At 71.7% G+C, this 11,616-nt stretch carries 11 protein-coding genes; 7 read left to right on the top strand and 4 right to left on the bottom strand.

Annotation, left to right across the window (positions count from 1 at the left end; translation table 11 throughout):
- Positions 1–78 precede the first annotated feature (78 nt).
- Both L0P92_RS36335 and L0P92_RS36340 read right to left on the bottom strand, forming a co-directional pair.
- A complete protein-coding gene (locus tag L0P92_RS36335; RefSeq protein ID WP_372497389.1) occupies positions 79–1,518 on the bottom strand; it encodes a zf-HC2 domain-containing protein in 1,440 nt (479 codons plus the stop codon).
- Positions 1,515–2,102, bottom strand: a complete 588-nt coding sequence (locus L0P92_RS36340; protein WP_234767325.1) for a sigma-70 family RNA polymerase sigma factor — start codon at positions 2,100–2,102, stop codon at positions 1,515–1,517. Before L0P92_RS36340 ends, L0P92_RS36335 begins: the two co-directional genes overlap by 4 nt.
- Before the next feature lie 380 nt (positions 2,103–2,482).
- On the opposite strand from L0P92_RS36340, the gene L0P92_RS36345 reads away from it, so the two are divergent.
- Positions 2,483–2,863, top strand: a complete 381-nt coding sequence (locus L0P92_RS36345) for an STAS domain-containing protein (protein WP_234767334.1) — start codon at positions 2,483–2,485, stop codon at positions 2,861–2,863.
- A 162-nt stretch (positions 2,864–3,025) separates the two neighbouring features.
- The gene (locus L0P92_RS36350) at positions 3,026–3,538 is read left to right on the top strand and encodes an EF-hand domain-containing protein (RefSeq protein ID WP_234767326.1); all 513 of its coding nucleotides are present in this window, start codon (positions 3,026–3,028) and stop codon (positions 3,536–3,538) included.
- Positions 3,539–3,550: 12 nt separating this feature from the next.
- On the opposite strand, the gene L0P92_RS36355 is transcribed toward L0P92_RS36350, so the two are convergent.
- Positions 3,551–5,056 carry a class I adenylate-forming enzyme family protein gene (locus tag L0P92_RS36355; RefSeq protein WP_234767327.1) on the bottom strand — a complete coding sequence of 502 codons (1,506 nt, stop codon included), beginning with the start codon at positions 5,054–5,056 and terminating at the stop codon, positions 3,551–3,553.
- Positions 5,057–5,181: 125 nt separating this feature from the next.
- Between L0P92_RS36355 and L0P92_RS36360 the strand changes: the two genes are divergently transcribed.
- The 3 genes from L0P92_RS36360 to L0P92_RS36370 all read left to right on the top strand — a co-directional run bounded on the left by L0P92_RS36360 (position 5,182) and on the right by L0P92_RS36370 (position 8,179).
- Positions 5,182–6,315 (top strand): acyl-CoA dehydrogenase family protein, encoded by a 1,134-nt coding sequence (locus L0P92_RS36360; protein WP_234767328.1) that lies wholly within the window; start codon positions 5,182–5,184, stop codon positions 6,313–6,315.
- 3 nt (positions 6,316–6,318) lie between these two features.
- Positions 6,319–7,200: an acyl-CoA dehydrogenase family protein gene (locus L0P92_RS36365; protein WP_234767329.1), complete on the top strand. Its 882-nt coding sequence runs from the start codon at positions 6,319–6,321 to the stop codon at positions 7,198–7,200.
- A gap of 508 nt (positions 7,201–7,708) precedes the next feature.
- A complete protein-coding gene (locus tag L0P92_RS36370) occupies positions 7,709–8,179 on the top strand; it encodes an ATP-binding protein (protein ID WP_234767335.1) in 471 nt (156 codons plus the stop codon).
- A 414-nt stretch (positions 8,180–8,593) separates the two neighbouring features.
- Here L0P92_RS36370 and L0P92_RS36375 read toward each other — a convergent pair whose 3' ends face one another.
- Positions 8,594–9,520 carry a cyclase family protein gene (locus L0P92_RS36375; protein ID WP_234767330.1) on the bottom strand — a complete coding sequence of 309 codons (927 nt, stop codon included), beginning with the start codon at positions 9,518–9,520 and terminating at the stop codon, positions 8,594–8,596.
- A 95-nt stretch (positions 9,521–9,615) separates the two neighbouring features.
- On the opposite strand from L0P92_RS36375, the gene L0P92_RS36380 reads away from it, so the two are divergent.
- Together L0P92_RS36380 and L0P92_RS36385 are read left to right on the top strand one after the other, a co-directional pair.
- Complete coding sequence (locus L0P92_RS36380) at positions 9,616–10,530, top strand: SDR family oxidoreductase (protein WP_234767331.1); 915 nt, start codon at positions 9,616–9,618, stop codon at positions 10,528–10,530.
- Between the two features lie 148 nt (positions 10,531–10,678).
- On the top strand, positions 10,679–11,616 hold a 938-nt coding region (locus L0P92_RS36385), incomplete at its 3' end, for an acyl-CoA dehydrogenase family protein (RefSeq protein WP_234767332.1).

The following is an 11,616-nucleotide window of genomic DNA, read 5'->3' on the forward strand; positions in this document are numbered from 1 at the left end:
GTATCAATTTGCGGCTCCGCCGCGTGGGCGCGACCAGCCAACGACCACCCGCAGCCGCCACGCATCCCCAACCACCCCCTACATCCGGCTCAAGCTCGCCGCAGCCAACAGCACATCCCGGATCGCGCCCCGGTCACCCACCTGCCCCGCCGCAGCCTCCGCAGGAGACACGTGGCCCGCGGCCAGCCGGCAGAACTCCGCGCCGTCCAGCGCGACATGGGCCACCTCGTGCTCGGCGGAGCCCACCGCCGCCGGGGAGTCCAGCGGGATCAGCCACTCCCCGCCACCCGAGCCCTCGATCTCCAGGCGGAGACTGCGGCCGGGCTCCCCCGCGGGGACGAGGTGCCGGCCCGGTGGCGGCGCCGCGAGCCCCGCGCGGCGGCGGGCCGACAGCACCGTGGGCAGCAGGCGGGCCGCCAGGCCGACCATCTGGTGCAGATCGCTGCCGGACGGCGGCTCGTACGGGTAGTCCACCGCCTCGGCGATGTCCTCGGCGTGCACCCAGCACTCGAAGGCCCGGTCCAGCATCGCGTCGCGCAGCGGCAGCTCGAAGTCGCCGTACGGGACGGCCAGTCCGCCCGTGCCGCCGCCGTTCCCGTCGCCACCCGTGAAGGACACCGTGCGCACCAGGGCGTGGGTCTGCTCCCGCCAGGGGGCGCGCACGGCCCGGGTCGGCGGGAAGTGCGAGGCCCGCCAGTACGCGTCGGTGCGCGCGGCCGGGGTCGGCCGGTCCGCGGCCACGTCGCCCATGGGGTCCTCCAGGCCGAGTGCGACGGCCACCAGCCCGTCGACCGTCAGCAGATGCGCGATGACCCCGGCGACGGTCGTACGGCGGCTGGTCGGCTCGTCCTTCTCGAACCACCGCAGCCGCACGGGCGCGTGCCACTCGGCGTCCCCGAAGTCCTGGAGCAGGGCGTCCAGGCGGGCCGTCTCGGCGTCGTACGGCGTCGCCCACTCGGGCACCGGGATGCGCGGTGGGCGCCGCTCCAGGCAGCCCTCCAGGACGCGGGCGCGCAGGGCGGGGTCCAGGTCGAGGCTCTCGGCGGGGTGCAGCAGGCCGACGGCCTCGCGCAGCCGGCGCGCCTCGTCCGCGCAGGAACCGCAGTCGCCGAGGTGCTCCTCGACGGCCGCCGTCTCCTCCGGCGAGCAGGCGGCCAGTGCCCACGCGCCGAGCAGCGCCTTGAGGACGCGGTGTTCGAGGACGAGAGGTGTCACCGGGCGCGGCGCCTGGTCGGCGAGGTCCTCCAGGGCGGGAAGCGGGCGTCCGGTGTCCTCGACGGAGGCGCGCGGGAGCGGTATGCGGGGCGGCTGGTCCGGGTTCGGCTCCGGGTCGGGGCCCCGGTCGTCGCCGTCGCCGCCGCTCATGCCGTCGGCTCCGCGTGCGAGGTCCCCGAGGCCGCTCCGCCCGGTCTCCTCGGGTTCCCTGGCCTCCTCGGGCTCCCCGGTCCCGCTGTTCCCCTTGCTCTCTTCACGGCCGTCGTCCGGAAACTTGTCCGGGAACCGCTGTGCCTCGTTCACGCCGCGCCCCCGTATCCCGGCGGTGCCCCGGGGGCGGCTCCGGCGTCATGGGCGGTGGAGAGCAGTTGCAGGCCGAGGCGCAGGCGGCGGCGGGCCTCGTCCTCGGTGACGCCGAGGTCGGTGGCGGTCTGGCGGTAGTCGCGGCGCTGGAAGTAGGCCAGCTCCAGGGCGGCGCGCAGCGGGACGGGCATGGACTGGACGATGTAGTCGGCGCGGGCGGCGACCGAGGCGTGCCGGACCTTGCGCTCCAGTTCCTCGGGGGAGCCCTGGCCGCCGGCCCGGGCGAGGGCGGCGGTCTCGGTGGCGCGCAGCCGCTGCACGGCGAGGCGGTGGGTCAGCGTGGCGACCCAGGAACGCAGCGGGCCCTGCCTGGGGTCGTAGCTGTCCGGGTGCTCCCAGACGTGGGCGAAGACGTCGTGGGTGATGTGGTCCGCGGCGCGCTCGTCGCCGAGCACGGTGTGGGCGAGGCCGTGGACGAGCGAGGCGAAGCGGTCGTAGAGCTCGCCGAGGGCGGCCGCCTCGCCGCGGGCGAGCCGCTGCTGCATCTTGCGGTCCCAGCGGGGCGGTGCGTCCTTCTTCGCCATACGGCCCCCCTCACCGGTCCGTCCTGCCCAGCGTGCGTCCTCCGTCCCCCCGAATGTAGTCGGCACGTCTGACAGCGCACGCCCCTTTGTCGCAGTGTGCGCCCCTTGTAGAGCCATGGCTGGTGACACACCTCGCTCTCGTGGTAGAGGGCCGCACGCTCGGATCACTCACGGACCTCGCGTGGACCTCGCTCGGACCCGCACCCGGGCGGCTACCCGGCCACCGTCTGATCAGACTCGATCGAACAGGATCGAATGCGATTGAAACAAGCCTTTTCTGATCGGTGACCGTTTTCTGGAGGGTGTTTCAGGGAACAGCCGCTGGGCAGCCGCGCTGCAAGGAAGCGTAGGTGTCGCTTCCGGTTCGGCGAGCGAGGGGCGTGGTGGTGACGTTGAAAGTGACCGGTGGCGAGCGGGGCGACTGGGCTGTGCTCCAGGTCTCGGGCGAGCTGGATCTGGTGACCTCGCCGGTGATGCGCCAGCACATCCACGACGTGGTGGCCGAGGGGCGCCACAGCCTCGTCCTCGACCTGTCCGAGGTCCTGTTCTGCGACTCCAGCGGCGTCGGCGTGCTCATCGCCGCCCGCCGTCTCATCCGCTCCTGCCAGGGCACCCTGCGGCTGATACTTCCGGCGCAGGGCGCGGCCGACGGGTCGCACGTCAACCGCGTCCTCGGGGCACTGGGAGTACGCCGGCTCTTCGAGGTCTACCCGGACGTCACGGCGGCGGTCGCGGACGACGCCCGTCCGCTGTCGGCCTGAACAGGCACGATCACCGTCGGTAGTGCCACACAGTTGTCCCGGAATTCCCCCGGTCTTGGCACAACCGCCGCTTTCCCGCGCCCGGACGCCCTCCGGCGTCGTACGCTCCGGGGGAGGCCGAGGGCCTCGTATTCCACGTGACGTAAGGCGGCCCGATAAGACATGGTCAGCAGCGAGTACGAGCGCAGGAGCGCCGCCCGGTTCGCCACCTTCGACCAGGACGGCAACGGCTACATCGACCGGGAGGACTTCAGCGCGGCGGCCAAGGCGCTGCTCGCGGAGTTCGGCATCGCCGCCCGGTCCGACAAGGGCCAGGCGCTGTACGGCGGAGCCGAGGCATTCTGGCAGGGCATGGCCGGAATCGCGGACCGGGACGGCGACCAGCGCATCACCCGCGAGGAGTTCGTGAACGGCGCGGTCAAGCGGCTGCGGGACAACCCGGACCGGTTCGCCGAGATCGCCCGCCCCTTCCTGCACGCCGCCCTCGACCTGGCCGACTCCGACGGTGACGGAGCCGCCACCGTGGCCGACACCGTGCGCGTGCTCGGCTGCCTCGGCGTCCAGCCGGAGATCGCCCGGGCGGCGGCCGCCTCGCTGGACACGGACGGCGACGGCAAGGTGGCGGAGGGCGAGATCATCACCGCCTTCGCCCGCTACTTCACCGTCCCCGAGTGACCCCCGTGGCCGCTACGCCTGCGAGAAGCGCTCCCTGAGCTTGTACTTCAGCACCTTCCGCAGGGTGTCGTTGCGCGGCAGGGCGTCCACCACCTCCAGCTGCTCCGGCAGCTTGTGCGTGGACAGCCCTGCCCCGCGCAGATACGACGTCAGCGCCTCCAGCGTCAGCGGCCCGGCCCCCATCGGCTGCTCGACGACCGCGCATACCCGTTCCCCGCGCTCGGCGTCCGGCAGGCCGATCACGGCCACGTCGCCCACCGCGGGGTGTTGGTGCAGCAGATCCTCGATCTCCTTCGCCGAGATGTTCTCGCCCTTGCGGATGATCACGTCCTTGAGGCGCCCGGTCAGCACCAGATGGCCGCTGTCGGTGAGGTGCCCGAGGTCGCCGGTCCTCAGAAACCCCTCCTCGTCGAAGGCGGCCGCCGTCTGCGCCGGGTCCAGATAGCCCTGGCACACCGCCTCCCCGCGCAGCCGCACCTCGCCCTCCACGATCCGTATCTCCATCTCCCGCGGCGGCCGTCCCTCGGTCGTCGCCAGGTTCTCCGCCGTGTCGTCCGGCGCCCCCATCGTGATCATCGGCACCTCGGTCATGCCGTACCCATGGGTGAGCTGCACCCCCATCTCGCGCACCACGGCGTGATACAGCTCCGGCGGCTTCGGAGCCCCGCCGCCCGCCAGCAGCCGCAGCGAGGGAACCGCCTTCGTGCCGTCCGTCCGGCCGCGCTGCTCGTTCAGGAACATCGAGTAGAACGCCGTCGACCCGCCGGCGATCGTCACACCGTGCCGCCGGTAGCCCTCCAGCGCCTCCGGCAGCGCGAACTGCTCGAACATCACCGCGGGGAAGCCGTACAGCAGGACCATCACCATGTAGTCCGGGCCGCCTATGTGGGCGTAGGGGAAGGCGATCGAGCCGATGTCGTCGGCCGTCGGGCGCAGCGCGTGCGCCAGGCAGGAGCCGCCCGCGATCAGCGAGCGGTCGGTGTGCAGCACGCCCTTGGGGTCGGACGTCGTCCCCGAGGTCCAGTAGATCCAGCGCACCGAGGTGCCCTCGGCGGGCGGTGGAGGCAGCACGGCCGGATCGCCGTCGGGCAGGGTGTCGTACGCCTCGAAGATCCCCTTCGCGCCCAGCCGCCGCGCCATCTCCGTGTGGTCGAAGCCCCGCCACACGCCCGGCACCGCGAAGAACTCCGCCTTCGACTCCCGCAGCGCGAAGCCGACTTCGCGGTCCCGGTAGAAGGGGATGACCGGGGACTGAACGGCGCCGAGGCGGGCCAGGGCGAAGGACAGCAGGGCCGTCTCGAAACGGGTGGGCAGCTGCCAGGCGACGACCGTGCCGGGGCGTACGCCCATGTCGTGCAGGCCCGCCGCCACGCGCTCGGCACGCGCGCGCAGGTCGCCGAAGGACAGGGTGCGGTCGTCCTGGAGGAGGACGGGGCGGTCGGGGGTCAGTTCGGCACGGCGTGCGACCAGTTCCCAGAGTGTGCGCGAGGAACTCAGGGCGTGAGCGGTGTCGTTCACGACAACCCCCTATGGCTGACGGTGTGTCAGATCGTGCGGAGAGCGTAGGGCTCGCCGCCTTGTCGGTCCAGGGGTGCGGGGCTAGCCTGCGCCATGAATCTGACAGACCATCAGGTAGGTGGTGGATGGACCTCACGTACACGCCCGAAGAGGAGGAGTTCCGGGCGCGGCTGCGGGACTGGCTGGCCAAGGCGCTGCCCACGCTGCCGCCGAAGCCGTCCCCCGACGACTGGCCGGGACGCCGCGCCTACGACCTCGGCTGGCAGCGGATGCTCCACGACGCCGGATACGGGGAGGTGCACTGGGACGCCTCCCCGACCACTCGCCTGATCTTCCTGGAGGAGACCGAGAAGGCGGGCGCGCCCTATGTGGGGGCGTGCTTCGTCGGGCTGCTGCACGCGGGGCCGACCATCGCGGCCGAGGGCACCGCCGAGCAGCGGGAGCGCTGGCTGCCGCCGATCCTGCGCGGGGACGAGGTCTGGTGCCAGGGCTTCAGCGAACCGGACGCCGGATCCGACCTCGCGGCACTGCGCACGCGCGCGCGTAGGGACGGCGACCACTATGTGGTGACCGGGTCCAAGATCTGGACCTCCCATGCCGAAGTGGCCGACTGGTGCGAGCTGTTGGTGCGCACCGACCCCGACGCGCCCAAGCACCGCGGCATCAGCTGGCTGGCGATGCCCATGGACGCGCCGGGCATCACCGTACGGCCGCTGAAGACCCTCGCCGGGTCGGCCGAGTTCGCCGAGATGTTCCTCGACGAGGTGCGGGTGCCGGTCGCCAACCGGGTCGGGGACGAGAACGACGGCTGGCGCGTGACCATGGTGACCCTGTCCTTCGAACGCGGCACGGCCTTCGTGGGCGAGGTCGTCGCCTGCCGGCGCGCACTGCGCGAACTCGCCGTCGAGGCCCGTAGGAACGGACGTTGGGACGATCCCGCGCTCCGGCGCCGGCTCGGGCGGCTGAACGCCGAGTTCCGGGCGCTGTGGCGGCTGACGCAGTGGAACGTGAGCGAGGCGGAGCAGACCGGCGGAGTGCCCGGCGTCGGAGGTTCGGTTTTCAAACTGAGGTATTCGCACGCCCGTCAGGAGCTCTACGACGCCGCCGCCGACGTCCTGGGCCCGCAGTCGTTGGACCTCGACCGGCCGTGGGTGCTCGACCGGCTGTCCTCCCTGTCGTACACCATCGCCGCCGGCACCTCGCAGATCCAGCGGAACATCGTGGCCGAGCGGATCCTCGGGCTGCCGAAGGGGCGATGACGGATGCGTTTCCAACTGACCGAGGACCAAGTGGCGTTGCGCGCCGGCGTACGGGAGATGCTGACGCGGCGCTTCGGCCCGCAGGCGCTCAGGGCCGCCGTCGAGGAGTCCGGCCGTCTGGACCGGGCGCTGTGGCGGGAACTCGGCGCGGCCGGGTTCTTCGCGCTACGGCTGCCGGAGGCGCGGGGCGGAGTCGGACTCGGGCTGCCCGAGGCGGTGTTGGCCTTCGAGGAGGCGGGGCGGGCACTGCTGCCCGGGCCCCTGGTGGCCACCCATCTCGCGGCGGGCGCGGTACCCGGCGCGGCCACCGGTGAGACGGTCGTGACGGCCGTCGGCAACGGGCTGGTGGAGTGGCTCGCGCAGGCCGACGTCGTACGGGGCGACGGGGGCGCGGCGGGTGCCGTACCGCTGCGGTCGGTCGACCCGCTGACACCGCTGCACCGGGTGCCCACCGGGATGGGCGTGCCCTCCGTCGCCGTACTCCTCACCGCGGCCGAACAGTTGGGCAGCGCCACACGCGCGTGCGAGCTGGCCGTGCAACACGCCCGGGCACGTGAGCAGTTCGGGCGGCCGATCGGCGCCTTTCAGGCCGTGCAGCATCTGTGTGCGGAGATGCTGGTGCGCACGGAGACGGCCCGCGCCGCCGTCTACGCGGCCGCCGTCACGGCCGACCCGGCCGACATCGACACCGCACGGCTGCTCGCCGACGAGGCCGCCGTGCGCGGCGCCCGCGACTGCCTCCAGGTGCACGGCGGCATGGGGTTCACCTGGGAGTTCGAGGTCCATCTGCATCTGAAGCGGGCATGGGTGCGGACCCATCGTGTGGGACCCGCTACGGAGAGTGAGGAGAATCTCGCGGCCGAACTTCTCGCCGATCCGGCCTGAAGCCCTCTGGTCTGCGGCGTCGCCGACCGCCTCGGTGGGGATGTCGCGGATTGTGGCATACCGGAATTACGGAGCGTTGATATCGGGTTGTGTCCTACGCGTGACTCGTCACGGCCTGGAGTCGGCCGTCCGCTCCGGTACCTTGTGTGAGATGCGAGTGGTTCCGAGCACGAGCCATCCCGGAGTTGCCCTTGAGGCGGCTCCGGATCCGGCGGTGCGCGCCGCTGTTCGCAAGGCGGGAGGGCGTTCTGTCCCCGCCTGTTCGACTCCCCACGACAAGCGTCGCACAGTATGCCGCAGGGGTACTCCTTCGCGCTGGAATATGCCCGAAGCGCTTGTTGGGGTGACTGTACGTCAACCATGCTGTCAGCTAAGGGATTCACGTTCCGTGACCCTGGCTTTGGCCATTGTTCTGGCCATGAAAAGAATGGCTAGGATCGTGGCCCTCGTGAGGCGCGGGGCTATGTGTCCGCCGGTTCGGATGGTGTGAGCGGTGCAGGTGCTTCAAGTGCAGCTGGAGATCCGGCCCGACCCCGCTGAGGTGGGGCGAGCCCGGCGGTGGGCCCGCTCGCGGCTCGCCGGTTCGGGGATACAGGCCGACGAGCCGCTCGCCGAGACGCTGATCCTGCTCGTCTCCGAACTGGTCACCAACGCCGTGGTGCACACCGGTTGTCCGGCCGTGCTGCGGCTGTCCCTGCCGGACGTGGCGGGCGTGGCCCAGGACTGCGCCACCGTGCGGCTGGAGGTGGCCGACCGCAGTGGCCGGGCGCCGGTGCCCCGGTGTGTCGACGGCGACGCGACCGGCGGCCGCGGACTCGCCCTCGTCGACGGTCTCGCGGACCGGTGGGGCTGGAGCACCGAGGGTGCCGGCAAGCGGATCTGGTGCGAACTGGACCGCGACGCGGGCTCCGCGACGTCCGCCTCCGCCTACGGGAGCGGGGTATCGGCGTACGAGGGACTCGCGTACGAAGCGGTGTGAGGGGCGCGCGGCGTGACCATTCCGCCGCATACGGTGCACGGTTGCAGGGGGCGCTGTCCCCCTCGGTTCCGATAAGCGACGGTGCGCCTGGGCATGCTTCCGTGCGCGGCCTTCTGTAAATAGGGCGTAAGTAACAAATCGCCGACTGGGTGTTGACGCCACGTGTCCGGTTGATCACGCTTGTGGGCAGCGATTCGCCGCGAGGGGACGACGAGGGCTTCGGTGACGGAGGCCCTTGCCGAGTGTGGGTCGTGATTCGGCGTCGGTTCTCCGAGGGCCAGGAGGGCCGGGGCGGGTACGCCGGAGTCGGATGGCGGCGCGCGGTGCCGTGCTCGGGGCGGATGGGGGCACCCCCTGCTCGGGCGGCAGCCGGGAGTGGGGAAGCCGCGCCGCCAGCCGACCTCGCGACAGGGCTCAGAACAGGGCCACGGGTGCGACGGGAGTCCCCGTGCCGCCGACGAACGGCTCGGGCATCGCGGACAGCAGAAACGTATGGCGGCCGACTTCTCCACAGGCTGTGGACAACTCTTCGAGATTCCAGTTCTGGCCCTGGAGCATCCCCATTTCCACCAGGTCGAGCGCGTGCACCGGCAGCCACAAATCCTCTGTCTCCGGTGGAAATATCTCAAACGTGAGCGTGTCGTTGGCCACGGCCGCCACATCGCGCGCGTGGAACCACTCCGGCGTACGGATCGAAAGGCCGGGCGAGGGATAGCCGTACGCGTGCTTGTCGCCCGCGAGATACACCTGGACCTGCCCCGTCCGTACGAGCACGATGTCGCCGGCCCGCACGCGCGTGCCCGCCAGTTCCTCCGCCGCCTCCAGGTCCTCCGGGGTGACCGCGTGCCCGCCGTCGAGCCGGGGGACGCCACGCGCGCGTGCCACGTCCAGCAGCACCCCGCGCGAGACGATGTGTCGCGCCTTGTCGATGCCGCTGAACTCGGCGCCGCCGTGCGGGGTGATGGTGTCGGCGGGGCGGCCGTTGTAGATCCGGCCCGAGTACGAGACATGGGTGAGCGCGTCCCAGTGGGTGGCGGCCTGGAGGCCCATGGTCACGGCGTCGTCGCTGCACGCGACGGTTCCCGGGCCGAACAACTCCTGGTTGATCTGCACCATGGTGTGCAGCGGGTTCACGCGCCCGGGGATCATCCCGGTCTGTACGCCGTCCTGCTGGAGGGGCAGTGCGAGCGGGATGCGACGGCCGCTGCGGACGCAGGCGGCGGCCTCGCGGACCACCTCGTCGGTGATGAGGTTCAGGGTGCCGATCTCGTCGGCGGCACCCCAACGGCCCCAGTTGTTCACGCGCTTGGCGATCTCGTGGAACGCGTCCGGCAGTGACATGAGTCCTCCCTGGGGCTTGTCTCCGCGTATCTGACGGGTCGTAGAATCGATTCGAATCTAACGGACCGTCAGAAACTGCGGGAAGGGGCCGGGGCATGGGGAACTTCTTGGCAGGCAAGGTCGTCGCCGTGACGGGCGCGGGGCGGGGCATTGGACGGGCCGTCGCGCTCGCGGCCGCCGCCGAGGGAGCGCGGGTCGTCGTCAACGACTACGGGGTGTCGGTGGACGGTGCCTCGCCCACCAGTGAGGTCGCCGAGGCCGTGGTCAAGGAGATCGAGGCGACGGGCGGGGAGGCGGTCGCGGTCGCCGACGACGTGTCCACGATGGCGGGTGGGCAGCGGATCGTGGACGTCGCGCTGTCGGCGTACGGGCGGCTCGACGGGGTCGTGTGCGTCGCCGGGATTCTGCGCGAACGGATGCTGTTCAACATGACCGAGGAGGAGTGGGATCCGGTGGTCGCCACTCATCTGAAGGGGACGTTCACGGTGTTCCGGGCCGCGTCGGCGGTGATGCGGAAGCAGGGGGCGGGCACCTTGATCGGGTTCACCAGCGGGAACCATCAGGGGTCGGTTTCGCAGGCGAACTACAGCGCGGCCAAGGGCGGAATCATCTCGCTCGTGCGGAGCGCTGCGCTGGGCCTGAACCGGTATGGGGTGACCGCCAACGCGGTGGCTCCTGTCGCGCGTACGCGGATGTCGGCGGGGGTTCCCATGGAGCTGACGGAGATCGGGGAGCCGGAGGATGTGGCCGCGCTGGTGGTGTATCTGCTGTCGGACTCGGCTCGGGAGCACGGGGTGACGGGGCAGGTGTACACCGTCGCCGGGCCGAAGATCGCGGTGTGGGCGCAGCCGCGTGAGCTGCGCTCGGCTTATGCCGATGGTTCTTGGACGCCGGAGCGGATCGCTGAGGTGCTGCCGGGGTCGGTGGGGGTGGATCCGATGCCGATGTTGGAGCGGGTGGAGGAGATGGCGACGGCTGCGCGGCGGGGGTCGCGGCCGAACGCCAAATAGGTCGAACACCTAATAACTCGGGGCGGTTTGTTGTGGGGCGGCTGCGGGTCAGTTGTGGCTGGTCGCGCCCACGCGGCGGAGCCGCAAATCGATACAGCCCCGCGCCCCTGGGGGGGTTGCAGCGGCCCGGCGTTGAGAGGAGAGGTCGGTGGATTTTGCGTTCGGCGCGGAGGACGAGGCGTTCCGTCTGGAGGCTCGGGCGTGGCTCGCCGAGCATGTCGAAGGCGCGCAGGATCGTCGTACCTGGGAGCGCACTCTCGGGAAAGCCGGGTGGATCGGGCTCGGGTGGGGGGAGGCCGGGTACGGGAACCGGGTCGCGACGCTTACGCGGCAAGTGGTGTGGGCGGAGGAATACGCGCGGTCGGGGGCGCCCGCGCGGTCCGGGCATATCGGGGAGAAGCTGTTGGCGCCGACGTTGCTCGCGCACGGGAGCGAGGAGCAGAAGGCGCGGTTCCTGCCGCCGATCGCGCTCGGCGAGGAGCTGTGGTGCCAGGGGTACAGCGAACCCGGGGCGGGGTCGGACCTCGCCGGGGTGCGGACCAGGGCCGAGCGGGCCTCGGACGGGACGTTCCGCGTCACCGGGCAGAAGATCTGGACCTCCCTCGCCCATGAGGCGGACTGGTGCTTCGTGCTGGCGCGCACCGAGCCGGAGTCGCGTCGGCATCACGGCCTGAGCTTTCTGCTGGTCCCGATGGACCAGCCGGGGCGTGTCGAGGTGCGGCCCATCCGGCAGATGACCGGGACCAGCGACTTCAACGAGGTCTTCTTCGACGGCGCGCACGCGGAGCATGTCGTCGGGGGCGAGGGCGCGGGGTGGCAGGTCGCCATGAGCCTGCTCGGGTTCGAGCGGGGGGTGTCCACGCTCGCCCAGCAGATCGGGTTCGCGGGGGAGTTGGCGCGGGTCGTGGGCGCGGCGGTGCGGTCCGGTGCGGTGAAGGATCCCGTGCTGCGGGATCGGCTGGTGCGGGGTGAGGACCTGTTCGCGCCGGGCGGGGGGGTCGGGGGTGTTGGGGACGGGACTGGAGGGGGGGGATGGTGCGCACCGGGGTGGGCTGGGCGGGTGGGGGGGGGGGGTGCGGCGGGGGG

It is taken from the genome of Streptomyces muensis (genome assembly GCF_021474425.1).
Lineage (GTDB): Bacteria > Actinomycetota > Actinomycetes > Streptomycetales > Streptomycetaceae > Streptomyces > Streptomyces muensis.